Below are 24,091 nucleotides of genomic sequence, written 5' to 3' on the forward strand. Positions count from 1 at the left end.
TTTGTTTGAGAGTCCCACTATTGGAGAAAGATATACATAATAAGAAAAGGATTATATTTTCTTCTTTACATCTTGATTGTCAAACTGAGGGTGAATGTTATGATCAAGCGAGTATTTCAATCCATTATTTTATTTTTAACAATTACTATGTACGCGTCATCTCATGCAGGAGCGACTACCATTACCCCTGCTGAACATCATCCAAATACCGAAACTACCTCTTCTACCAAAAAAATCGCGTACTTAACATTTGATGACGGACCAAACAAATATACTACGCAAATTTTAAACATCTTAAAAGAAAAGAACGGAAAAGCAACTTTCTTTGTTATTGGTGGAAAAGTGCCACATTATAAAAAGACAATGCAACGATTGATTAAAGACGGACATTATATCGGACTTCACAGTATGTCACACGATGTAAAACGCCTTTACACTGGTGATCCATCTGCTTTAATTACAGAGATGGAACAAACACAAAGCATCGTTCAGCAAGTTACAAAATTAAATTCACATCTCGTTCGCGTCCCGTATGGTAGCATGCCTTACTTAAAAAAGAATTACCGTGATGCACTTGTATCAGCCCAGTATAAAATGTGGGATTGGACAATCGATACATATGACTGGAAAAGTTATGACAATCCTTCTGCCATACTAGAAAGAGTACGTAATCAGAGCGATGAACAAGTCGAAGTGATTTTAATGCATGATTCGAGTGTAACTGTACAAATACTTCCAAAGGTAATTGATTATTTACAGTCACAAGGATACAAACTTCTTCCCTATAATCCATCTTCTCATCTCGAAGTGAACTTTTGGAAAGACACAAGATTGTAACAGCTTTAGCGCCTATATGCTAAAGCTGTTTTATTTTTCTCTTCCCACCCTTCCCATTTTTGTGTAAAATTTTAAATAGTGATGAAGTTTCGAGGTGAATAGAAATGAAACGAATAGATCTCATTTTTAACGCAATACAAAAAGGCAATTATACAAAAGGTGTAACCGCATTAGAACTCGCTACCATTCTGCAATTAGATCGCGCCAATGTAAGTAGCGACTTAAACAAACTTGTAAAAAATAAACGTTTATTAAAAACAAATACGCGTCCTGTTCGTTTTTATATAGAAACGAACGCTTCGTTGGAAACGCATTCAAAAGAAGTGACTTCATTAGATACATTTGCAATTGAAAATACGAGCCTTAAAATCGCAATTGAAAAAGCGAAAGCTTCTATTCTCTATCCTCCAAACGGTATGCATACTTTACTGCTCGGAGAAACAGGAGTCGGAAAATCTATGTTCGCTTCTTTAATGCACGAATATGCAATTGAAGTCGAACAGCTTCCTAAAAATGCACCATTTATCGTCTTTAACTGTGCTGATTACGCAAATAATCCACAGCTACTACTCGGGCAGTTATTTGGAATCAAAAAAGGAGCTTATACAGGGGCAAGTGATCAAAAAGGGTTAATTGAAAAAGCACATGAAGGGATCCTTTTCTTAGACGAAGTACATCGTCTTCCTCCAGAGGGACAAGAAATGCTTTTCACCTTTATTGACCGCGGTGTATACCGCCGCCTTGGAGAAACAGAAAACGAACGTAAAGCACAAGTATTAATCATTACTGCAACAACAGAAGAACCAAATTCATTTTTATTAAAAACATTTACAAGACGTATACCAATGACTGTCACGCTGCCACCACTTCGTGAGCGTACGCATAAAGAACGCTTTGCTTTACTACAACTATTTTTCACAAATGAAGCAATCCGCCTGCGAAAAGAAATTCACGTTAGTCCGAATGCAATGCGAGCTTTCGTCTTTTACAATTGTCCCAATAACATTGGTCAATTAAAAACGGATGTACAAATTGCCTGTGCGAAAGCCTATTCTGACTTCGTGACAAAGAAACGTGATTCTGTCTATGTTTCAAGTACAGATTTACCTTGGTATATGAAAGAAGGGCTATTCATTGAAAGAAAGAGCCGTCACCTATACCAAATACCGAATGAAACATTTGTATTTACAGGTGATGAAGGTTGGAGTAACCATAAAATAGAAAATGAAAAACAGTCTTCTATTTACGATTATATTGATTATAAATATGAAGAACTTCAAGCTCGCGGTATTGAAGAAGATGAATTAGAATTACTAATCGAAAATGATATTCAAAGCTTTTTCGTACAATATTTTAACCAAATGTCAAAAAAGACAAGTCATGAAAATGTTTTTAAAATTGTGGATCGTAATATCGTTTCCGTTTGTGAAAGAATTGCAGAACTTGCTGAAAAGCATTTATCTAAGACGTTTGATGAAAAAGTATTTCTCGCTTTAAGTTTACATGTACAGACAACTCTACAACGTTTACAAGCTGGAAAACAAATTCATCACCCACAATTAAATCAAATTCGTACGAAATATAAAGAAGCGTTCTCTGTAGCTATGCAATGCATTCAACTACTGGAGGATGAATTACAAATAACAATGCCTATCGATGAGGCCGGCTTTTTAACAATGTTCTTCGTTGTTGATCCAATTCCTGCCTCACAAACAGAAGTAAAAGTATTAATATTAGCGCACGGTAACGGCATCGCAACCGAAATGGCAAACGTCGCCAACGAACTGCTCGGCATTGATGAAGTAACCGGTATCGATATGCCGTTACATGAATCGCCGAAAGATTTCTTAGAACGTGTGAAAGTGTATATGAAAACACTTCAAAATGTAAACGGGCTCCTCTTACTCGTTGATATGGGATCACTCGCTTATATCGGTGATATATTAGAAACTGAGTTCAAAATTCCGGTGCGTGTTCTTTCCATGACAAGCACTCCACATGCACTAGAAGCAGCTCGAAAAGCTCAGCTTGGCTACTCGTTAGATGCATTATATGAAACGGTGAAGAACTTAACACCTTTTTACTTAAACGTACAAGAAGAAAAGAAAAAGCCACTATCTCCAATGAAATCTGTTATTTTAACAGCTTGTTTAACTGGGGAAGGCAGTGCTTTAGCTATCCAAAAAATGTTGGAAAACTATTTGCGATTTGACAAAGACTTAATTGAAATTATTCCGATTAGTATCGTCCATGAAAAAGATTTAACAAAAATGATTGAGAACATAAAAAAAGAGCGGAATATTATTTGTATCGTCACGAATTTCGATGTGCAGGTACCATGCTTAACGTATCATTTCCAAGACATTGTAAACTACACGGCGATTCAGCCAATTCAAGAATTAATTACCTATGAAGAAACATATGCAAAGATGGCCGATATTCTTGAACAACAAATGCAGCGTAACGACGGAGCACTACTTATTAAAACAATTCGTTACGCATTAAATACAATTCAAAAATTAATTTCCTTACAGCTAACTCCTGACAGTTTAATGGGTGTTATTCTTCATATGAGCTGTATGGTTGACCGTCTTCAAAAAGGAGAAAGCCTTCTCCCTCATCCAGATAAAGAGAAACGCAGACAAGATGAATACTGGATGTATATGAAAGTGAAAAAAGCGTTACAGCCAATTGAAAATACATTTGAAATACAAATACCTGATGACGAAGTGTTTTATGTTATGGACTTCTTCATTAAAAATCAGCCTGCAAAAAATTAATCGAGGCAGTTCTTTAGTATATCGACTGTAACTTGGATTATATCAGCGATTTTCAATATATATCGATTTACCGACAATAATCGCTAAAATTTGCACCTTATACCAGAAAAGGCTGTTCCAAAATATGGACAGCCTTTTTTCTACTTCTTTACTTTCCTGATTCTTCCCCTGATTTCGCCCTTCTTATTGGACTTCGTATAAACATTTACATATACATTCGCCTGCACGATTTCTTGCAGTAAGCTATCAAATGCTCTCCCCTGTAACGGCCCTTCAAAATCTTCCACATTAGCTACACCAGTAACGACTCCTTCATTTACACTAATCCCTTGCTTTAACGGACCAAATAAACTTAAAACAACTGGGCCAATTTGATCCGCTTTCCCTAAATGAATTTGGCATGATGTAACTTTTTCGATGTTTTTCAATATGACCCGATATTGTAATTTCTTTAAATCACCACTAAATATAAACTCTGCTACGCCAAAAGCTTCTGTATTTACAGGAGGTATTTCCCTCTTGCCTGTTAACCTCGCAAAGAAATGTGTTGTCATACGGGCATTCTCCTCATATAAATTTCCCAGCACTACTTCTACTACTTTATGGTTTATACATAATCATTTATGACTTTTTCAAGTGTTAATTACGAAGAAAAGATTCACACAATCTTTACATTAGAATCGTTCCTTTTGCCTCACTATCTCTTGTATAATTCACATAGAAAAACATTCTCGGAGGTCGTTTTGGAAAAAAACAAATACACTTTTCACACATTATTAGAGATTTTTCTCGTTTCATTTAAATTAGGACTTACTTCATTTGGTGGCCCCGTCGCCCATCTCGGCTATTTCCACCACGAATATGTACAAAAAAGAAAATGGATGGATGAACGAAGTTATGGAGATTTAGTAGCGCTATGTCAATTCCTTCCTGGTCCTGCTAGCAGCCAAGTCGGTATGGGGGTTGGATTATTAAGAGGCGGGGTATTAGGAGCTATTATTTCATGGATTGGATTCACTTTACCGTCTGTGCTTGTTTTAGTTTTCTTTGCCTCATTCCTTAATCAGTTCGCTCTTGGAAGTGCTGGCTCGATTCATGGACTAAAACTTGTAGCAGTCGCTATTGTTGCTCATGCCATATGGGGAATGGCACAAAAATTAACGCCAGACCGCAATCGTGCGACGATTGCGATTGTAACTGCAGCAATCGCCTTATTATGGCCAAGTAGCTGGACACAAGTCATCCTCATTATAATATCGGGCTTTATCGGCTGGTTTTTATATCGTAACCAACCAATTAGTCAATCTCAACATATAAAAGTACCTATTTCAAAAACGATAGCAGTTTCTTGTCTCATCTTATTCTTCGGGCTGTTACTGCTACTACCAATATTAAGACCGTTCTCTTATTACATCGCTTTATTTGATAGTTTCTATCGCTCTGGTGCACTTGTATTTGGAGGCGGACACGTCGTGCTACCTCTTCTTGAAGGTGAGTTCGTACAAAACGGAATGATGACGAAAGAACAGTTTCTAGCTGGATACGGATTAACACAAGCCGTACCAGGACCACTATTTACATTCGCCTCTTATATAGGAGCAGTGTTAAACGGGACGCTTGGGGCAATACTTGCAACAATTGCAATTTTTCTTCCTGCTTTCTTGCTCGTTATTGGTGTTTTACCATTTTGGAATAGCGTGAGAAAAATATCTTTCATACAAGGCGCACTACTTGGAGTCAATGCCGCTGTTGTTGGTATTTTAATTGCCGCTTTTTATGATCCTATTTGGACAAGCACAATTATGAACGCTGCAGATTTTGTTTTTGCGTCTCTTCTATTTTGCTTGCTCGCTTTTTGGAAAACACCACCTTGGGTTATCGTTATACTCGGAGCCTTTGGCGGATATATTCTATCCATTTTGTAAATAGATAAAACGACGACATGATATAGCCGTCGTTTTTCTATTAAAACTTCACAAGCTCTATTCCTTCAGGCAATTCGCTCTCTGTTAAAATACGCAATTCTTTCACGCGATCCATTACGTAAGAAGAAAGCTTCACAAGCTCTGGATCAATATACGCTGGATGAACCATAATTTCTACCGTTTGTTCACCTTGTACTCTTTCTTTTAACTTCACAAAGTAATCTTCCGTCACACCATCTGCGTAAAAGTCACTGTAAAATACGTCAGAAAACGGGCGTACTGCTCGCTCTTCCTCACAACGACGAATCGGAACATTATATGTAGCCGCTAATCTCTCAAGAACATCGTGCAAGATTGGCAACCCATGCACATGATGATGACTATCTAAATGAGTTGGCGTTAATCCGTAAGATAAGAATTTCTCAATTTGAGCAGTCCATTCTCGCTCGACTTCTTCCGGATTTATCTTCCCTTCCCATACGACGCTTTGTTTATGAAACAACCCATCGCTACTTACAAGTGATGGTACGTCTCCAAGAAGCGGTTCTCCTGCTGTTAATACGAGATGTACGCCTACTCCGAGTAGGTTATGTTCTTTCGCTAAACGTACCGCATGCTCTGTTCCTGGCATATTCATCATCATCGTCGTTGAATTTACAAGTCCATTTATATGCCCATCAATAATGCCGTAATTTGTACCTTCTGTAAGACCAAAATCATCTGCGTTTACAATTAACTTAATCATCGTAATACCTCCTAATAGAATAAAAAAAGCGGGCTAAATAGCGCCGCTTTATTTCTCTACCTTTTTGAAGAACTGTGGAAGATGTTCTTTATGTGCTTCCAACATTTCATCTAAAATTTGTTTTGCCACTTTATCTGATGGTACAAGTGGATTAATTGTCATAGCAAGCAGCGCTTTATGATAATCCCCTGTAACAGCAGCTTCAATTGTTGTACGCTCAAATGATTTAATTTGTTGTACTAAACCGCGAACTGGTACTGGAAGATCTCCAACCGCAATTGGTTTTGGACCTTCTTTCGTAATAATACAGTTCACTTCAACAGCTGAATCATGCGGTAAGCTTGCAATTGTTCCGTTGTTTCGTGTATTAACAGGCTGGATATCACCTTTATTATTGTAAATAGACGTAATTAAGCTACATGCTGCGTCACTATAATAAGCGCCGCCACGTTTTTCTAATTGTGGTGGTTTAATATCTAAGTTCGGGTCTTTGTATAACTCGAATAAATCATCTTCTAATTGTTTTACTACTTCTGCACGTGTACCTTTTTCAACTGAAGCTTCTTTCTCTTCTTCTAACATTTCACGTGTTTTGTAGTAATAACGGTGGTATGGACATGGAATTGCGCGAAGGCCGCGAATAAAGTCTGGCTCCCAGTTAAGCGCTGCAATATTTTCCATCGTAATTTGCTTTTCTGGATCTGTTACAAGCTCTAACACACGATCCATTACACTTACGCCATCTAAATATACGTCTAATCCGTATACCATGTGATTTAAACCTGCGAAATCAACGTGAACACGACTTGCATCTACTTCAAGTAATTTTGCAAGACCCATGCGAATTCCGATTGGAACATTACATAGACCAACTACTCTTTGAATATTTGTATAACGAAGGACAGCTTCTGTTACCATACCTGCTGGGTTCGCGAAGTTAATTAACCATGCATTCGGACAAAGCTCCTCCATATCCTTACAAATATCTAAAATAACAGGAATCGTTCTCAGCGCTTTGAATAAACCACCAGGACCATTCGTTTCCTGACCGATTACATCATATTTTAATGGGATTGCTTCATCTTTCGCACGAGCTTCTAATAAACCTACGCGAAGCTGCGTTGTTACGAAATCAGCATCTTTTAATGCTTCACGACGATCAAGTGTTAAATGTACTTCGATTGGTAAACCAGATTTTTTCACCATACGTTTCGCTAAGTTACCAACGATTTCTAACTTTTCTTTTCCTGCCTCAATATCTACTAACCAAATTTCACGAACAGGAAGCTCATCATAACGTTTAATAAATCCTTCAATTAATTCTGGTGTATAACTAGACCCACCGCCGATTGTAGCAATTTTAATTCCAGTCATGCTTTATTCCCCTTTCGCTTCTAATTTTTTATAAAGGTCAATAAATTCTGCTGCTAATTCTTTTACTGTAATCGCATTCATTAAATGATCTTGTGCATGAATTAAAAGGACACTAATCTCTGTTTTTTCTCCTCTTGCTTCTGATTGTATGAGCCCTGTTTGGAAATGATGCGCTTCATTAATCGCTTCTTTCGCCTTCACCATCGCTTCATCAGCCTCTGCCATTTTCCCCTGTTTGGCAAATTGAAGTGCCTCCATCGCAAAGCTTCGTGCATTACCACTATTTAAAATTAATTGAAATGGAATTTGTTCTGCTGTAGTCATCATAATTACCGCCCTCTCTATTATGGTTCAACCGATTGAAATACCCCTTCAGTTTGAACATTTCTATTACATTATTATTTTATGAATGATAGTTTGGTGTTCTTGTAGATGGATTTCATCTTTTTGAACATGATATAAAGATAATTGTTCTCACAGATTATGTTATCTGTGGGAACAATTACTATGTTACATAGGTACAGAGTTGTTATTTCCTTGCGCTGCTTTTTCAGTACGAACAACTGAACGATCGCATAATACAACAAATGGATAATAGATTACCATCGCAATTACAAAGTTGAATAACTGTAGGAGTGCACCTGAAAGATGTCCACCTGTTACAAGATAACCACTAATAATTGGTGGTGTTGCCCATGGAATTATCCCAACTGTTTTTGGTACCCAGCCAATAGATATAGCTGTATAAGAAGTAATTACTAATACAATTGGTGTTATGATAAACGGTAAGAATAAAATTGGATTTAAAATAATTGGTGTACCAAAGATTACTGGTTCGTTAATGTTAAATGCACCAGGACCAATTGATAAACGAGATACACCGCGTAATTGTGCACTTTTCGCTACAATTAACACAACTACTAAGAACGCTAATGTTGCACCAGAACCACCAAGATATACGAAAGTATCAAAGAATGGTTTTGTAACAATGTTTGGAACATCAAATGCAGATGTACCACCTTTGAATAACTTCATGTTTTTCTCTAATGCCGGTAAGTATAATGGCTCAATAATACCACCAACGATATTTGGACCATGTAAACCGAAGAACCAAAGAAGATGAACAAGGATTACAATGATAATTGCACTTGGTAATGTCCCTGCTAAACTTTGCAGTGGTAATTGAATCGTATTAAAGATAAATTCATGAACACTTGTACCAGCTAATTTCACTGCTAATTGAATACCTGCAACTACTGTTAAGATAACAAATGCTGGAACTATAGCTGCGAACGATCTTAAAACTGCTGGTGGTACTCCATCAGGCATTTTAAATGTAATGTTTCTTTGTACAAAGAAACGGAATACCTCAGTAACAAGGAGCGCCACAATAATTGCTACGAATAACCCTTGTGCACCTGTCCAAGCTAAGTTCAATCCGCCTTCTTTCGGTGTTGTTGGCGTAAGAATAATTAACGCACCAAATGAAATAATACCTGCTGACAAACCATCAACGCCGTAAGATTTTGCTAAGTTATAACTTGTTGTAAATGCTATGATTAGTGCTAGAATCGCGAAAGAACCAGTCCACATTCCACCGCCAACTTGTTTCCACGTTTCACCAAACAAACCTTTCATGAAATCTTGGAAAGCTTCAGACGGAAAACCATTAATTAGTGATGCCAGTGCACCAACTAAAATAAGTGGCATAACTGCAATAAATCCATCACGGATCGCAGCTAAGTGACGTTGCGATCCGATTTTACCAGCGACAGGAACAATATATTTCTCCATGAATGCAATAAACTTTTGCATTTCGCTTCCCCCCTAATTATTTTTTAAGTGTTAACGCGTGATCTAAAACTGCCTCTCCATTCATCATGCCGTAGTGCATTGGATTGATAACGTCGATTCCAACGTTTTTCTCATCGGCAAGCGTTTTCATTGAAGACAGCATGTAACGAACTTGTGGTCCTAGTAATAATACATCTGCTTGATCGATATTTGTTTTTACTGCATCCCCAGATACAGCCCAAATCTTTCCTTCTAGACCGCGAGCTTTTGCAGCCGCTTCCATTTTTGTAACTAGTAAACTTGTAGACATCCCTGCTGAGCAACATAATAAAATATTCATTTGAAAATCCCCCTTGTGTAGTATAAAAAATTTATGTTTTATTTATTTTTCTTTACGCTATTTATTAATGCAATTATCGTGCCAACTTTTTAAAACCACTAAAATCAGTGCTTTTTCGAGCATTTTCTTGTGTGTTAACGCTTTCAATTAGTGTGTCACTCAAAAAACACACAGTGTGTTATAAAACAACACGCTTTTAACACATAACTGTATGAAAATAGATTAGTGTTTAGTTGTCTAGTTGTATTTAAAAGAAAAAAACACTAAAAAAAATTTATTAACATGAAAATCTAGTGAAAAATAAACCTCTCTTAAACACACTCTTCTATCTATTGTCCAAGCAGTTTCTACTAGATTACATAGAATAGAGTAAAATAACACAATTCGAAAGGGGATTCCTATGCCAAAACATAGAAAACAGAACAAAATAAAGATTTATAGAATAACTAGCTATAAAAAAGACAAGCGCTCTGAATTAGACTCTGACAAATTTGAACTAGAACAACAGGAAATAGAAAATAAGCAGGACACACAAAACAAACAGGACAAGCAAAACAAGCAGGACAAGCAAAACAAGCAGGACAAGCAAGAACAATTGGAACCTATAATAGAAACAAGTTCACACAACTTAGATGTATGGGATGCAATTTCTCTACAACAAATACAAAATGGCGAGCATACAAGTTTATTTGCAGAACAAAGTAATTATCAAAATATTACTTTGTTACAAGTAAGCGATGTCCGTTTATATTTAGACAAACAACTACAATTCAGTTCCGTTGACGAACAAATTTATCATGAAGCCCTTGTGCATCCGATTATGTCAAAAGTAATTGATCCAAAACGTGTTCTCATATTAGGTGGTGGCGATGGCCTTGCCTTACGAGAAGTTTTGAAATATGAAACTGTGCTACATGTAGACCTTGTTGACTTAGATGGATCGATGATTGATATGGCTCGTAATGTTCCTGAATTAGTTTCTTTGAACAAAAGCGCATTTTTTGATGATCGTGTGAATGCACACGTATGCGATGCAAAGGAATTTTTGAATTCTCCTTCCTCTTTATACGATGTAATCATTATTGATTTTCCAGACCCCGCGACAGAGTTGTTAAGTACTTTATATACAAGTGAACTTTTCGCTCGTATCGCTACGTTTTTAACAGAAGGTGGCGCGTTCGTCTGTCAATCTAATTCACCTGCTGATGCACCTCTAGTATACTGGAGCATTGGTAACACAATTGAACATGCTGGATTAACTGTGAAAAGTTATCATACAATCGTACCTTCTTTCGGAACTGACTGGGGATTTCATATTGCAGCTAATTCTGACTATGTACTCGATCAAATTGAACAATTATACGTTGTACCAACTCCTCAAACATTGCCTTCTCTTCTTTCTCCCTTATTTCAATTTAAAGAAGAACATCTCGAACAGCGTAACCTTGCCCTTTTAAATTCAGAATCAAACCTTATCCTACATCAGTGTTATAAAAAAGAAATGGAGTTTTAACGATATTATAGTGAGGAGTGCTACCTTATGGAATACTCTACTTTCGGTAAGCATATAATAGTAGATTTATGGGGAGTGGATTTTTCCCTATTAGATGATGTTCACTTTTTAGAATATCATTTAGTTACCGCTGCGGATCGCTCTGGCGCACATATTTTAAACGTAAGTGCAAAAGAATTCGAACCGCACGGTGTTACTGTCTTAGTTTTACTATCAGAAAGCCACCTTTCTATTCACACTTATCCAGAAAAAAACTTTGCAGCCATTGACTGTTATACGTGTGGTACGACCGTTGAACCGCAAATAGCGATTGATTATATCGTAAGTATATTAAAACCAAATGAGATGCATATAAAAAAATTAATTCGTGGTATAGGAGAGATTGTAAATACTAATTAAATATCACTCTTATTCATTTGTAAAAAGGAGGAGTGTAAATACCATCAGTGGAACGAACATTCCACTGGTGGTACAGATACATACATAAAAAAACCTTGCATACGCAAGGTTCATTCAGCCACTGACATCTTCCTATATAATTCTACAAATTCACTCGCTAATTCCTTCACCGTAATTGCATTCATTAAATGATCTTGTGCGTGCACCATCAGAAGCGTAACTTCGGTCTTTTCACCACCAGCTTCTTTTTGTATGAGATCCGTTTGTACACGGTGCGCCTCTTTTAATTCCTCTAACGCTTCTTGTAATTTAGCTTCTGCTTCTGTAAACTCTCCACGCTTTGCACAATCAATTGCTTCCATTGAACAACTTCTCGCATTTCCCCCGTGCAAAATTAAATGAAAAGCTTTCGTTTCTATCGTATCCATTTTAGTTCTTTACTCCCCCTTTTCTTCCGCTACTTTTTGTTTATCCCATATTTTTAAGAACGGTAAATAAATGAAGAATGCAAGCGCAAAGTTAACAAGTTGTAAAACAACACCTGAAAGTTTCCCGCCCGATCCTAAATATCCACTAAAAAGAATCGGTGTCGTCCAAGGTACAGCAGCACCGCTCGGACGAGCAACTAATCCCCATTCCATTGCAAAGTAAGAAACAATTGTTAACACAACTGGAACCAATATAAATGGAATTAATAAAATTGGATTCATGACAATCGGCATCCCAAAAGTTACCATCTCATTAATATTAAATATACCAGGCGCAATTGACAATCTACCTATACTTTTTAATTGCTGACTTCGGGCAAATAATAACATTCCTACAACTAAAGCAAGCGTTGCACCGGAACCGCCCATATAAATCCATAAATCAAAAAACTGTGCAGTAATCGTATTTGGTATATCTTGCCCTGCTTGGTAAGCAACTCGGTTTTGATCCATTAACGACAACCAAACGGGACTCATTACACCACCAACAATAGTAGCTCCATGAATTCCACATGACCAAAGAACATGAACGAGAATAACAGCTATTATTGCGCCCCAAAGACTAGCACCAAGTACACTAAGTGGTTCCTGTAAAATTTGCCCTACAATATTATGGATACTGCCAAAAGAAGTATTTTCTATAATTAAACGTAAAATCCAAATAACCGTTACAACAATAAATCCTGGAACAAGTGCGGCAAATGAACGTGTCACAGCTGGCGGAACTGTCTCTGGCATCTTTATAATTATCTTTTTTTGTACAATAAACCGATAAAGCTCAGTAGATATAAGTGCGATAATCATTGCTACAAATAACCCTTGGCTTCCCATTAATGCAGCTGGGATAGCACCTTCTACAAGTACACTCTCTTTTGTACTTGGTATAATATATGCAACTTGAAATGGCGTCGCAAGTAAAAATGTCACAAGCGATAATGCCCCGGATGCTAAAGCGTCCACTTTATAATATTCTCCAAGTCTGTAAGCGATTCCAAAAACAGCTATTAAAGCCATTATATTAAAAGTTGCACTAACTGGATACCCCAAAGCCCTCTGCCAATTCTCCCCAAACAAACCGGCCATAAAATCATTATAACCTGGTATTGGTAAAGCACTAATGATGAGGAAAAATGATCCTATAATTAAGAAAGGCATCGTCAATACAAGTCCATCACGAATCGCTAGCAAGTGCCTCTGTTCTGCAACCTTCCCTGCTACTGGCATTACATATTTCTCTAAAAACCGTATCATCTATCCCACTCTCCTCATGGTTTCATTAACAAAGCTGCTTGCAGGATTGCTTCCCCATTACAAAGCCCGTAATGGACGGACTGAATGACATCAACAGGTATCCCTTTCCCTTTACATAACTCTTTCATTTTCGGTAATAAATAACGTACTTGTGGTCCAAGTAAAAGTACATCCGCTTCATCTATGTGACTATTTACTTCAGAACCTGATACTGCCCAAATCTTTACCTCTATCCCTCTTGCCTCTGCTGCTTTCTCCATTTTCGTAACAATTAAACTGGAAGACATTCCCGCTGCACAGCAAAGTAAAATATTCATCCCTTTTCCCTCCCCCTTTTTCCAAACCTAAGTTACGGTGCATCCTTTGCCACCGCTAGGTTACAAATATATATGTCTAGATTTCCTGCTGTATGCCGAGCTTAAAAACAAAAATTTCTCGGTTTTCACGCTATTCCATCTATCATTATTCTCCTAGTAAAGAAGACGCTAACTCGCTATAATAATTCAGTATGATTTTTTTAATTGATAGGAGGATATATTTATGAAGGCATATCGCTTTCCACTTATTTTATTATCTTCTATCCTAATTGGTGGTTTCATTGGTTATTTCATGGGTGCCGATGCAGTTGCTTTAAAGCCGCTTGGTGACATTTTCTTAAACTTAATGTTTACGATTGTTGTACCTTTAGTGTTCTTTAGCATCGCATCATCTATTGCTAATATGGATGGATTAAAACGTTTCGGTAAAATTATGTCTAGCATGGCTGGGACTTTCTTATTTACGAGTATTTTAGCTGCTATTTTTATGATTATTGTCGTGAAAGTATTCCCGCCAGCACAAGGTGTTGTATTAGAACTAACGCAGCCTGATAAAGCTGAAAAGGCAGTTAGTGTTGCAGATCAAATCGTCGGTATTCTAACAGTATCTGACTTCTCAAAGTTACTATCTCGAGAAAATATGTTAGCACTTATTTTCTTCTCTATTTTAATGGGGATTGCAACTTCAGCAGTTGGTGAAAAAGGGAAACCATTCGCTACATTCTTACAAGCTGGTGCAGAAATTTCAATGAAAGTTGTATCTTTCATTATGTACTACGCTCCAATCGGACTTGCTGCTTACTTCGCAGCATTAGTTGGTGAATTTGGACCACAACTTCTTGGAACTTACTTCCGAGCTGCAATGGTATACTATCCAGCGTCTCTCATTTACTTCTTTGTATTCTTCACGTTCTATGCATACCTTGCAGGTCGCAAACAAGGTATACAAGTATTTTGGAAGAACATGGTCTCTCCTACAGTTACATCACTTGCAACTTGTAGTAGTGCTGCTAGTATTCCAGCGAACTTGGAAGCAACGAAGAAAATGGGTATCTCGTCTGACGTTCGTGAAACAGTTGTCCTTCTTGGATCTACACTTCATAAAGACGGCTCTGTTTTAGGCGGCGTATTAAAGATTGCTTTCTTATTCGGTATTTTCAATATGGAATTCGAAGGACCGAAAACATTAGCAATCGCACTTGTTGTTTCTCTATTAGTAGGAACAGTAATGGGCGCTATTCCAGGCGGCGGTATGATTGGTGAAATGTTAATCGTTTCTTTATATGGCTTCCCGCCAGAAGCATTGCCAATTATCGCAGCAATCAGTACAATCATTGATCCTCCTGCAACGATGTTAAACGTAACAGCAGATAACGCTTGTGCCGTAATGACAGCTCGCCTTGTAGAAGGTAAGAACTGGATCAAAAACAAATTTGCTTAATAAATAGAAAGAGGATGCTCCTGTGGAGCATCCTCTTTTTTTGTTGTTAATCCATTCCGCCACAAATTTGTTAAAACCTTCACAAATATTCCACACTCATTATCTATTCTCCGTACTATAATCATGTATGGAAAAGGAGATGGACATTATGACTCAAAGCGCACCAGAATTTAAAGTTTTGCAAAGCATTGCATTCCTCGCTGTCGTTTTGCAAAGTTCCTTATTATATACAATGAATCAAGGAAATGTTTTACTTGAGCAATCCCTCATTATGGGCATGCTATTTAACCTTGCAAAATTTTCAGCACCTGCATTCATATTTATCGTCGGCTTTCACTTAATTCGGCAATATACGAAGCAACTAGCCTACACAGAATATCTTTATGAAAAAGCCGCACATTTACTCATTCCTTATTTCTTCTGGTCTATTCTTTACTTATTAACAACAAACGATATGATTACACTACAAAGCGGAATAAAAAGTTTATTACTCGGAACAGCAGCACCCCATCTTTGGTACGTAATTATGATGTTCCAAATTCACTTATTGTTCCCTTTACTATGCACACTATTTTATTGGTTTCAAAAACGAACAGAAAATAAAAAAGACATATATAAATATATGACCATCTTTGCTTGTTTATATTTTCTCTTAATGTGGTATTCTTCTCACTACATTTTTAATGGAGAGAAATTGACTAGCTCAACTATTTTACATTATACAGACCGTTCCTTCTTCTTCTACTCATTCTATTTCGTCATGGGAGGAATCGCTGCTGTCGCACTAAAAGCGTGGCGTACATTTGTCATAAAACATATCCCGCTTATTACAATATTATTTTTTATCTTATTTTTATTCATCAATTATGAGTTATTTAGTTTTCACGGAGCAAACTCTATTCATTTAACCGTTTCGACTTATTTAAAACCGTCTATGTTTATATATATCGTATGCGAGATTATTATACTTTACGTGCTGTCTATTACAATCGTACAGCGACGCGGTTTCTTATATAAAGCTTTACGCTTTATCGGGAATTACACATATGGTGCTTATTTAGCTCACTTTTTCTTCTTGCAACTATGTACAAAATTTCTTTCTTTATTCACACTACAAGAAAACACAATATTATATAGCCTATTATTATTTACAATAACAGCCACAATCTCAATTTCAGCAATGGTCATTTGCAGTACACTACCACTTCATACGTGGATTACAGGCCCTTCTCCTACGACGAATGCAAAATGGGCGAAAATTGTACTTCGGAAAAATCATGAAAAAGTATTCAAACCATATCTTTGATATAATAGAATTCCATACAAGAAAAGAAAGTAGGATACACCTATGATTAATCAAATTGGACAAATTATGTTATATGTAAATAACCAAGACGAAACAGTGAAATTTTGGACAGAAAAAGTAGGATTCCAAATCATCGCTGAAGAAAATAACGGAAAAGGATTTCGCTGGATTGAAATCGCTCCAACGAAAGATGCAGGCACAAGCATCGTCCTTCACGATAAAGCGTTAATTGCGAAGATGCAACCTGAATTAAACTTACATACGCCTTCACTTATGTTCTTCTCTAATAACTTAGATCAACTGTATAAAGATCTTTCTGAGAAAAACGTTACAGTTGGACAAGTTGTAGATTTACCTACAGGTAGAGCATTCAACTTTGCTGATAACGAAAATAATTATTTTGCGGTAATGGAACGCAAATAAAAAAGAAGCTATCCGAAAAAATCGGATAGCTTCTTTCATTTTAAGAAACTTGTTCTGCATTCGTTTCCTTATGCTGTATATGACTCGTGATCCAAGCAATTCCGCCGGCAACAACGAGATAGCATAATAATATTAAAATTTGCATTTGTAATTGCGACCAATCTCCTAAAGAAATCACATCTTGTAGCCCTCTAAGAGAATGGGACATTGGGAGAAATTGTCCAATCTTGCTAAGAATAGCTATATTTAATTCTCCTGGGAAAGTACCACCGCTCGTCGCTAATTGCAAGACGAGAAGTGTTACCGCTAAGAACTTTCCAACAAGACCAAATACCGTTACTAACATGAGAATAAATGTCATGAACGTAAAGGAAATAACAATACTTGATAAAATAAAGAGTGGCACACTTGCAACTTCTAATTTCATAGCTCCTAGCACAACCACATCTACTAGTAATGCTTGAATAAGTCCAATTACATATACCAATCCTAGTTTATTAATAAAATGTACCGTTCCGCTTACCTTCATATTTTGTCTACGGCCAAGAGGTAAAATATTCGATGCCATAATTCCGCCAACATAAAATGCAAGTGATAAGAAATATGGTGCAATACCTGAACCGTAATTAGGTACATCAGAAACTGTCGACTTCACTAATTGAACTGGCTCTGAGAACATCGTATTGCGTGCATCATCATTGCGAACATCCGCTATCTTCTCTGCTCCATCTCCCAATTTCGTAGAAAGTTCCTTCGCACCATCGTCAAGTTTAACAAGTCCGTTCGTTAACTGATCAGCACCATGATTTAGCTCTGTTCCGCCACTCGCAAGGTGATTTACACCTTCTTGTAATGATGTAAATCCACTTCCCCACTTCGTAAATCCATTAGCTAAATTCGCAGCACCATCTGCAATCTTTTTCGTTCCAGTAGTAGCCTCATTTAACTTAACTCCAAATGTATTCATGCCTTCTTCAATCTTATGCTGACCATCCGCAAGCTTCTGCGCACCTTGTGTCAATTGTTGTTGGCTATTATTTAAAGTATTTGTTGCTTTAGCTAATCCATTAGAAGTAGCAACGATTTTTTGAAAAGCAGGGTCTTGCTGCACTTCTGGATGACTTTTCACGTAATCTTCTAATTGTTGCTTTACACTATTTGCTGCATTGTCCGCTTTCACTTGCCCCTCAGCAAGTTTCTCACTTCCGTTCACCCATTCATTTGTACCCGCACTTAATTCACTAACCCCTGATTGCAAAGTTTTTTCACCTTGCGTCAATAACTCCATCCCGCTATGAAGCGAGTTTGCTCCTTGGTTTAGCTCGTTTGCTCCGCCAGTTAAGGCTGATTGGCTAGCAGCAAGTTTTTCACTTCCCTCTTTCACTTTTGATGTTCCGTCACTTAAACGATGAATACCATCTGCAAGCTGATTCGCCCCATTTTTTGCATCTGTCGTTCCTTCATGTAACTTCTCAGCCCCATTACTTGCATCACTCAATCCTTGTGCTAATTCTTGAAACTTTGAAAAGACACCTTCTGTATAAGATTTCGTAATACTATTTGAAATTTTTGTTTTCATATTTTCAACAGCTGTCGTTCCAATTTGAGCTGCTACAAAGTTTTTACCCGGATTTACTTTGTACTGAAGCTGCGCTGGCTCTGGTTTCTCATCCATAAGTGTACTTACCTTTTGAGAGAAATCCTCTGGAATCGTAACAACCATATAATACTTATCTTCTTTCAACCCTTCATCAGCATGTTTTTCTGATACGAAATGAAAAGCTAGTTCCTTATTCTCTTTTAAATTTTTTACAAAATCGTCTCCTGCATGAATTGTTTTTTCATCCATCGCAGCACCCTTATCTAAATTTACAATCGCAACAGGTAATTTATCTAATTTCCCATATGGATCCCAGTATCCAGCTAAAAAGAATCCTGAATAAATTAAAGGAACGATTAATAAAAAAATTAAAGCGATACGTCCATGTTTATGGTGCCACATCGCTTTCCAATCTTTAAATATAAGTTGAATTCCCTTCATGAAACATACTCCTTCTCCTAATTTCACACCATTACAATGGTTTAACAGATTTACTATACACGCCACTTTCCATACTGTATAATACATCTTTAATTATCAATTCATTCCTTTTGGTCTATAGAAAGGAGATTCAAAATGGAACTTCTTCAACTAAAATACTTTCAGACAGTCGCACGATTAGAACATATGACAAAAGCGGCTGAGGAATTGCATATCGCACAACCATCGCTCAGTAAAACAATCGCTAGATTAGAAAAAGACTTAGGCGTCCCGCTATTTGATCGCCAAGGTCGACAGATTACATTAAACTCTTTTGGGAAAGTATTTTTAAAACGAGTAGAGCGCATTTTTCATGAATTAAGTGAAGGTGAACGAGAAATTAAAGATTTAGCTGAATTACAACAAAGCTCTATTACACTGGCAGTTTCTATTCCGAGAATATTACCAGAACTACTCGGTTCTTTTTTACTAGAACATCCTAACGTTCGTTTCCAACAGTTTCTCGCATCTACTCCTTCTATGAAACGACAACTAGATAATATAGAAATTGATTTTTGCATTTCTTCTGTGCCAATTGAAGGCGAGGAAATTATGTGGGAACCACTTATTACAGAAGAAATTTTCTTAGTCGTCCCTTCAGGTCATCGTTTATCAGGACGCGACAGTATTCATCTGCATGAAGTAAAAGACGAACCATTTATTAGTATGAACACTGGTTACGGATTTCGGCACTTAACAGATGAATTTTGCAAGAAAGCTGGTTTCACTCCGCATATCGCTTTTGAAGTAGATGAACCAACCGTAATTAGCGACCTTATTAAGCAAGGTCTCGGCATCGCTTTCGTCCCAAGTTTAACTTTATTAAAAAATTCTACTTTAGCATTAAATAAGTTACGTATTATTGAACCGAATTGCGAGCGAACTATCGGCTTAAGTTGGTCGAAAAAACGCTATTTATCAAAAACTGCTCAGCAATTTCGTGAATTCGTGATTGACTACTTCTCTAATATTAGGACGTAAAATTACATCGATAAATAACGATATAAATAGAAGGTGCCCCCTCAAAAGGATGGCACCTTCTATTTCTTACTCTTCTCCAATTCCATTTCCGCTAAAAGTGGCAATACGTTATCGAAAATATGCGTATTATTATTTTCGCCCGTTACGTATCCACCGTAATATCTACTAAATACATTATCATTTCGAAATGTAACCATATGATCATATAGTTCCTTTGCAAACTTTGTATCACCTGTTTGTAGTACGTACATAATCGTTAATCCGTAAGCCGCTGGTGATTCATAATTCACAGTTTGTTTTCCCGTTTCTAAATTGTAACGGCCGTATAGCTTTCCATCCTCCTGAAATTTCTTCTTTATAAATTCCAAGTAAGCATCTGATGAAAGTCCACCTAGACTCCGGTGATAGGCAACGTATGATTGATCAATTAAATTCACTTCTTTATCGTACGTAAATGTACCATCTTCTTTATACTCTTTCGGGAATGCCCAGCCATGCCTTGGGTAATCCGCTAACAATTGAACGACTTCCTGATATTGCTGAGCAGAAACTTTACCGTACTTCTTCATATAAGAGAATGCGTGCGGATTTAAGTATGATGTAGTTGCAAAGTTATTTTGTTTTCCTGCATCTGCATCATAATAATCAACGTAATAATTACCTTTCTTATTATAACGAATTACAGCATCGCTCAATTGATCTGCCAAGGTTTTATAACGCTCTTCCTTATACATTTCATAAGCACGATATAATTGTTCTATAATACGAAGATCATCTATAAGTGCATTGGTAGCAGACTGTATTTCTCCCTTTTCAGAGATTTTCCATATAACGATTTGATCCTTATGTACAAAGTTATTTTGAATAACCTTAACTTGTTCATCGAATAACGCTTGATCGTCTTTATCGAGTGTATATTGTAGCCATAGCCCTGCCGATTCCGATAAAGCTTCACGGCCCTTCGCTTCACCCGTGCCTGCCTTTGTATCCGCTAAACGATATGTAGCAAGCGTCCCATTTTCATTCACCATATGTCTTAAAATAAAATGTTCTGTACGGTTTCCTTGTATAGCTGACCAAAATACAATTCCACCTAAAGCGATTAAGAGAACAACTCCAACCCCTATATATAAACGTTTCCTCAATCTATTCACCTCCCTAATAAGGCTATCCTTAATTTTACCAGAACATACGTAAAATTAAAAAAGACAATCTATTAGATTGTCTCCCGTTCCTCTATCACTCACATACCTCTTTAGAAGGTCTATATAGCGATTCCACAAGTCGATCATACTCCCGACGCGTAATCTCTTTATTATACAGCTTCAATAATAAATCTCTATGCTCTTTTGAAAATGCCATCTTTTTAATGACTTCAGGATACATAAAACATCCTCTCCATTTCACATAAACTTCTTCACCCCGGAAAAACAGAACTTATGTTCGCATAAAAGATTATAAAATATTCCTTACTAAAAAACAAACAAAATATTATTAAACATTAACTTCTTTCTTTTCATAATATTCAAACATTATATTACCATATCCACTTTTTAAATACATATATATTTTTGGTAGTTTTTTTGAATAAATCTTCCAATTCAATCAGAAAATAATGGCAAAAAAGAAGAGGAGTTTACATATGGATACGGTAACATTAGCAAGAGCATTTTTCGGTTCTTCATTAGCATTCCACATTATCTTTGCAACACTTGGCGTGGGACTTTCATTAATGATTTTTATAAGTGAAATACTCTATCACTGGAAGAAAGATTCCGATTACGCCATCATGGCGAAAAGATGGACGAAAGCGTTCGCCATCCTTCTCGGTGTAGCAATTCCGACTGGAACAATCGTTGGTGTGCAAATCTCACTTCTTTGGCCTGGTTTTGCCAAAATTGTTGGGCAGGTTATTTCTGTTCCCTTTCAAATTGAGATTTTCGCCTTCTTTTTAGAGGCTTTGTTCATGTCCATTTATGTATACGCAGCTGACAAACTACCTCCATTCATGAGATTAATCTCATTATTCTTCGTCATGATTGGTGCCACGGCATCTGCCGTGCTTATTACATCAGCAAATACATGGATGAATACACCAGCGGGCTTTTCAATGGGGCCAGATGGATCCGTTTTCAACGTTGATCCGTGGAAAGCTTTCTTTAATCCGAGTTTTGGCACGAGCGCATTCCATGTTGTGATTACAGCCTACGCAACTGGAGCTGCTGTCATTGCCTCTATCGCTGGATTTAAATTATTAAAGAAAAATTTAAGTGAGCGTGAAGTGGCGTATCATAAAAAAGGACTGCTGTTAGGACTCGTCGTGACATTTATTACAGGGGCTACGATGTGGCTTTCGGGACACGAATCGGCAATTGCCTTACATAAGCATTCCCCTGAAAAACTTGCATCTGCTGAAGCTTTATTTGAAACGACGTCACATGCACCGTTATCAATTGGCGGCGTTGTAGATCCTAACACACTTGAACTAAACTATGCACTAGAAATTCCGAACATGCTTAGCCTACTAGTGGGACTAGACCCTAGCACCGTCGTAAAAGGACTAAATGAATTCCCACAAGAAACATGGCCACCATTTTACACACATACACTATTCAACTTAATGGTCGGCACCGCTGCCTTCACCTTTGCGGTTGCAGCAATTGCCCTCTTATATTGGTACTTTGTTTACCGAAAAAAAGGCGCAGAATTACCGAAGTGGCTTCTTTGGGGAGCGGCCGCATGTGGACCAATTATGATGCTCGGCATTGAATTTGGATGGATTTTTAGTTGTAGCGGTCGCCAACCGTGGACCATTTATGGTATGCAACGTACAGTCGACGCTTCTACACGCGCTGATTTTGTCGGTCCTTTATTTATTCTATTCATCATTTTATATATTGGACTCGGTATTTTAACTGTTTTTGTACTACGGACATTCTTTAAGAAACATCCGCTTACAAATGATTTACATCACGAAGGAGGCGATTCTCGTGCATGAGGAAAGTATTGCAATCATCATCTTATGGGCTCTTATTTTCGTTTACAGTATATTAGGGTCCATCGATTTTGGGGCAGGTTTTTGGGGCATGGTATACGCAAAACATCCAACGCTCGCTGCTAAGCTTGCCAACCGATACTTATCACCAACTTGGGAAGTAACAAATACATTTCTTGTCTTTGTCGTTGTCGCTTTTCTCGGTTTCTTTCCGAAAGCCGCTTTCACCCTTGCGACAGTCATGTTCGTACCAGTTATGTTAATTTTAATACTCATTGCAATTCGCAGTACATTCATGGTATTTGCTTACTCTGTACCAAAATATCAGTATCTTCTTCGGGTTATTTCAGGTATTACCGGGCTCTTAATTCCAGCCTTATTAATTACCGTTTTACCCGTTACAGAGGGGGCTTATATTACAATGTCTGAAGGAAAAGAAGTACTCCTGTATGGAAAGCTTCTTTCTAGCCCAGTGATCTACTGTTATATGCTCTTTGGGCTAACTTCGGAACTATTTCTCTCTTCTCTCTTTCTTGCTGATTTTGCGAGAGAGCAAGGTTCAGAAGATTCGTATAGAGTTTATAGAAGAAACGCCATCATCCTTGGTCCTGCAACACTCGTTACGGCGATTATCGCCCTCGTTGTAATGGACCCGGAAACACACTGGCTTATGCAAGGACTCATAAAGCAATTCCCATGGTTTACAGTTTCTATCGTTTTATTCGTTATCGGGTACTCTTCTCTTTGGTGGACAAACAAGAAGTATGACTCACTAGGATACCCTCGTATTGCCGTTTTAGCAGTCATCGCTCAATATGCATTTGCAAGTTACGCTTACGGTGTTGCACATTTACCTTATATTATTTATCCTGATGTAACTGTATTTACAAGCTTTACAACGGTCGAAACATTCTATGCATTGCTTATTCTATATGCAATTGGCATTGCAATTTTATTACCAGGATTTATTTTCTTCTGGAATTTATTCTTGAAGGATCGAACTTTTTTAAAGGAAAAATAATCCACCCTTGGAGTCTGTCCCAAAAATCATATTGGGATGGGCTCCTTTTGTCATGTTTTTTCGACAAGTTGATATATTTTA

The 24,091-nt window shown here is 37.3% G+C and carries 23 protein-coding genes; 11 read left to right on the forward strand and 12 right to left on the reverse strand.

The window, feature by feature from the left end; translation table 11 throughout:
* The first annotated feature begins 99 nt into the window (after positions 1-99).
* Both AAG068_RS25935 and AAG068_RS25940 read left to right on the forward strand, forming a co-directional pair.
* Positions 100-837, forward strand: a complete 738-nt coding sequence (locus tag AAG068_RS25935; protein ID WP_342716343.1) for a polysaccharide deacetylase family protein — start codon at positions 100-102, stop codon at positions 835-837.
* 104 nt (positions 838-941) lie between these two features.
* Positions 942-3,617: a PRD domain-containing protein gene (locus AAG068_RS25940; protein WP_342716344.1), complete on the forward strand. Its 2,676-nt coding sequence runs from the start codon at positions 942-944 to the stop codon at positions 3,615-3,617.
* A 140-nt stretch (positions 3,618-3,757) separates the two neighbouring features.
* On the opposite strand, the gene exsM is transcribed toward AAG068_RS25940, so the two are convergent.
* Positions 3,758-4,171 (reverse strand): exosporium regulatory protein ExsM, encoded by a 414-nt coding sequence (gene exsM / locus AAG068_RS25945; protein WP_342716345.1) that lies wholly within the window; start codon positions 4,169-4,171, stop codon positions 3,758-3,760.
* A 189-nt stretch (positions 4,172-4,360) separates the two neighbouring features.
* On the opposite strand from exsM, the gene AAG068_RS25950 reads away from it, so the two are divergent.
* The gene (locus tag AAG068_RS25950; protein WP_342716346.1) at positions 4,361-5,542 is read left to right on the forward strand and encodes a chromate transporter; all 1,182 of its coding nucleotides are present in this window, start codon (positions 4,361-4,363) and stop codon (positions 5,540-5,542) included.
* 40 nt (positions 5,543-5,582) lie between these two features.
* Here the strand turns inward: AAG068_RS25950 and chbG are convergent, their stop codons facing one another.
* The 5 genes from chbG to AAG068_RS25975 form a co-directional block, all read right to left on the reverse strand.
* A complete protein-coding gene (chbG, locus tag AAG068_RS25955; protein WP_342716347.1) occupies positions 5,583-6,287 on the reverse strand; it encodes a chitin disaccharide deacetylase in 705 nt (234 codons plus the stop codon).
* A gap of 48 nt (positions 6,288-6,335) precedes the next feature.
* Positions 6,336-7,661, reverse strand: coding sequence for a 6-phospho-beta-glucosidase (gene celF, locus AAG068_RS25960; RefSeq protein WP_000145748.1), 1,326 nt, complete (start codon positions 7,659-7,661; stop codon positions 6,336-6,338).
* 3 nt (positions 7,662-7,664) lie between these two features.
* Positions 7,665-7,988, reverse strand: coding sequence for a PTS lactose/cellobiose transporter subunit IIA (locus AAG068_RS25965; RefSeq protein WP_342716348.1), 324 nt, complete (start codon positions 7,986-7,988; stop codon positions 7,665-7,667).
* A gap of 183 nt (positions 7,989-8,171) precedes the next feature.
* Positions 8,172-9,476: a PTS cellobiose transporter subunit IIC gene (gene celB / locus AAG068_RS25970; RefSeq protein WP_342716349.1), complete on the reverse strand. Its 1,305-nt coding sequence runs from the start codon at positions 9,474-9,476 to the stop codon at positions 8,172-8,174.
* Positions 9,477-9,492: 16 nt separating this feature from the next.
* Positions 9,493-9,795 (reverse strand): PTS sugar transporter subunit IIB, encoded by a 303-nt coding sequence (locus AAG068_RS25975; RefSeq protein WP_001023567.1) that lies wholly within the window; start codon positions 9,793-9,795, stop codon positions 9,493-9,495.
* A 400-nt stretch (positions 9,796-10,195) separates the two neighbouring features.
* Between AAG068_RS25975 and AAG068_RS25980 the strand changes: the two genes are divergently transcribed.
* Positions 10,196-11,308 (forward strand): polyamine aminopropyltransferase, encoded by a 1,113-nt coding sequence (locus AAG068_RS25980; RefSeq protein WP_342716351.1) that lies wholly within the window; start codon positions 10,196-10,198, stop codon positions 11,306-11,308.
* Between the two features lie 27 nt (positions 11,309-11,335).
* Complete coding sequence (gene speD / locus AAG068_RS25985) at positions 11,336-11,707, forward strand: adenosylmethionine decarboxylase (RefSeq protein ID WP_342716352.1); 372 nt, start codon at positions 11,336-11,338, stop codon at positions 11,705-11,707.
* A 110-nt stretch (positions 11,708-11,817) separates the two neighbouring features.
* Here speD and AAG068_RS25990 read toward each other — a convergent pair whose 3' ends face one another.
* From AAG068_RS25990 to AAG068_RS26000, 3 genes are read right to left on the reverse strand one after another with little or no spacing between them, the layout of a single operon-like run.
* Complete coding sequence (locus AAG068_RS25990; protein WP_016085555.1) at positions 11,818-12,135, reverse strand: PTS lactose/cellobiose transporter subunit IIA; 318 nt, start codon at positions 12,133-12,135, stop codon at positions 11,818-11,820.
* Positions 12,136-12,144: 9 nt separating this feature from the next.
* The gene (gene celB / locus AAG068_RS25995) at positions 12,145-13,446 is read right to left on the reverse strand and encodes a PTS cellobiose transporter subunit IIC (RefSeq protein ID WP_048528124.1); all 1,302 of its coding nucleotides are present in this window, start codon (positions 13,444-13,446) and stop codon (positions 12,145-12,147) included.
* A gap of 14 nt (positions 13,447-13,460) precedes the next feature.
* Positions 13,461-13,763, reverse strand: coding sequence for a PTS sugar transporter subunit IIB (locus tag AAG068_RS26000; protein ID WP_001023540.1), 303 nt, complete (start codon positions 13,761-13,763; stop codon positions 13,461-13,463).
* A 223-nt stretch (positions 13,764-13,986) separates the two neighbouring features.
* Between AAG068_RS26000 and AAG068_RS26005 the strand changes: the two genes are divergently transcribed.
* The 3 genes from AAG068_RS26005 to AAG068_RS26015 all read left to right on the forward strand — a co-directional run bounded on the left by AAG068_RS26005 (position 13,987) and on the right by AAG068_RS26015 (position 16,933).
* Positions 13,987-15,204, forward strand: coding sequence for a dicarboxylate/amino acid:cation symporter (locus AAG068_RS26005; protein WP_342716353.1), 1,218 nt, complete (start codon positions 13,987-13,989; stop codon positions 15,202-15,204).
* A gap of 148 nt (positions 15,205-15,352) precedes the next feature.
* Entirely contained in the window at positions 15,353-16,510 is a 1,158-nt protein-coding gene (locus AAG068_RS26010; protein ID WP_342716354.1) for an acyltransferase, read from the forward strand.
* Positions 16,511-16,552: 42 nt separating this feature from the next.
* On the forward strand, positions 16,553-16,933 hold the full coding sequence (locus AAG068_RS26015) for a VOC family protein (RefSeq protein ID WP_342716355.1): 381 nt from the start codon (positions 16,553-16,555) through the stop codon (positions 16,931-16,933).
* Positions 16,934-16,973: 40 nt separating this feature from the next.
* Here AAG068_RS26015 and AAG068_RS26020 read toward each other — a convergent pair whose 3' ends face one another.
* The gene (locus AAG068_RS26020; RefSeq protein WP_342716356.1) at positions 16,974-18,974 is read right to left on the reverse strand and encodes a YhgE/Pip domain-containing protein; all 2,001 of its coding nucleotides are present in this window, start codon (positions 18,972-18,974) and stop codon (positions 16,974-16,976) included.
* 135 nt (positions 18,975-19,109) lie between these two features.
* Here AAG068_RS26020 and AAG068_RS26025 point away from each other — a divergent pair, with 135 nt between their 5' ends.
* A complete protein-coding gene (locus AAG068_RS26025) occupies positions 19,110-19,994 on the forward strand; it encodes a LysR family transcriptional regulator (RefSeq protein WP_342716357.1) in 885 nt (294 codons plus the stop codon).
* A gap of 59 nt (positions 19,995-20,053) precedes the next feature.
* On the opposite strand, the gene AAG068_RS26030 is transcribed toward AAG068_RS26025, so the two are convergent.
* Complete coding sequence (locus tag AAG068_RS26030; RefSeq protein ID WP_342716358.1) at positions 20,054-21,139, reverse strand: transcriptional regulator; 1,086 nt, start codon at positions 21,137-21,139, stop codon at positions 20,054-20,056.
* Between the two features lie 94 nt (positions 21,140-21,233).
* Entirely contained in the window at positions 21,234-21,380 is a 147-nt protein-coding gene (locus AAG068_RS26035; protein ID WP_342716359.1) for a hypothetical protein, read from the reverse strand.
* A 256-nt stretch (positions 21,381-21,636) separates the two neighbouring features.
* On the opposite strand from AAG068_RS26035, the gene cydA reads away from it, so the two are divergent.
* Both cydA and AAG068_RS26045 read left to right on the forward strand, forming a co-directional pair.
* Positions 21,637-22,992, forward strand: a complete 1,356-nt coding sequence (gene cydA / locus AAG068_RS26040; RefSeq protein WP_098238600.1) for a cytochrome ubiquinol oxidase subunit I — start codon at positions 21,637-21,639, stop codon at positions 22,990-22,992.
* Positions 22,985-24,010 (forward strand): cytochrome d ubiquinol oxidase subunit II, encoded by a 1,026-nt coding sequence (locus AAG068_RS26045; RefSeq protein ID WP_078417298.1) that lies wholly within the window; start codon positions 22,985-22,987, stop codon positions 24,008-24,010. Before cydA ends, AAG068_RS26045 begins: the two co-directional genes overlap by 8 nt.
* Positions 24,011-24,091 lie beyond the last annotated feature (81 nt).

The sequence above is a fragment of the Bacillus paramycoides genome (assembly GCF_038971285.1).
Classification (GTDB): Bacteria; Bacillota; Bacilli; order Bacillales; family Bacillaceae_G; genus Bacillus_A.

Excerpts from the sequence above, each read along its gene's own strand:
- AAG068_RS26015 (WP_342716355.1), top strand. The coding sequence starts at position 16,553 with ATGATTAATCAAATTGGACAAATTATGTTATATGTAAATAACCAAGAC.
- AAG068_RS25980 (WP_342716351.1), top strand. The coding sequence starts at position 10,196 with ATGCCAAAACATAGAAAACAGAACAAAATAAAGATTTATAGAATAACT.
- AAG068_RS25965 (WP_342716348.1), bottom strand. The coding sequence starts at position 7,988 with ATGATGACTACAGCAGAACAAATTCCATTTCAATTAATTTTAAATAGT.
- chbG (WP_342716347.1), bottom strand. The coding sequence starts at position 6,287 with ATGATTAAGTTAATTGTAAACGCAGATGATTTTGGTCTTACAGAAGGT.
- celB (WP_048528124.1), bottom strand. The coding sequence starts at position 13,446 with ATGATACGGTTTTTAGAGAAATATGTAATGCCAGTAGCAGGGAAGGTT.
- AAG068_RS26010 (WP_342716354.1), top strand. The coding sequence starts at position 15,353 with ATGACTCAAAGCGCACCAGAATTTAAAGTTTTGCAAAGCATTGCATTC.
- AAG068_RS26025 (WP_342716357.1), top strand. The coding sequence starts at position 19,110 with ATGGAACTTCTTCAACTAAAATACTTTCAGACAGTCGCACGATTAGAA.
- speD (WP_342716352.1), top strand. The coding sequence starts at position 11,336 with ATGGAATACTCTACTTTCGGTAAGCATATAATAGTAGATTTATGGGGA.
- AAG068_RS25990 (WP_016085555.1), bottom strand. The coding sequence starts at position 12,135 with ATGGATACGATAGAAACGAAAGCTTTTCATTTAATTTTGCACGGGGGA.
- AAG068_RS25935 (WP_342716343.1), top strand. The coding sequence starts at position 100 with ATGATCAAGCGAGTATTTCAATCCATTATTTTATTTTTAACAATTACT.
- celB (WP_342716349.1), bottom strand. The coding sequence starts at position 9,476 with ATGCAAAAGTTTATTGCATTCATGGAGAAATATATTGTTCCTGTCGCT.
- cydA (WP_098238600.1), top strand. The coding sequence starts at position 21,637 with ATGGATACGGTAACATTAGCAAGAGCATTTTTCGGTTCTTCATTAGCA.
- AAG068_RS25975 (WP_001023567.1), bottom strand. The coding sequence starts at position 9,795 with ATGAATATTTTATTATGTTGCTCAGCAGGGATGTCTACAAGTTTACTA.
- celF (WP_000145748.1), bottom strand. The coding sequence starts at position 7,661 with ATGACTGGAATTAAAATTGCTACAATCGGCGGTGGGTCTAGTTATACA.
- exsM (WP_342716345.1), bottom strand. The coding sequence starts at position 4,171 with ATGACAACACATTTCTTTGCGAGGTTAACAGGCAAGAGGGAAATACCT.
- AAG068_RS26035 (WP_342716359.1), bottom strand. The coding sequence starts at position 21,380 with ATGTATCCTGAAGTCATTAAAAAGATGGCATTTTCAAAAGAGCATAGA.
- AAG068_RS26020 (WP_342716356.1), bottom strand. The coding sequence starts at position 18,974 with ATGAAGGGAATTCAACTTATATTTAAAGATTGGAAAGCGATGTGGCAC.
- AAG068_RS26000 (WP_001023540.1), bottom strand. The coding sequence starts at position 13,763 with ATGAATATTTTACTTTGCTGTGCAGCGGGAATGTCTTCCAGTTTAATT.
- AAG068_RS26005 (WP_342716353.1), top strand. The coding sequence starts at position 13,987 with ATGAAGGCATATCGCTTTCCACTTATTTTATTATCTTCTATCCTAATT.
- AAG068_RS25940 (WP_342716344.1), top strand. The coding sequence starts at position 942 with ATGAAACGAATAGATCTCATTTTTAACGCAATACAAAAAGGCAATTAT.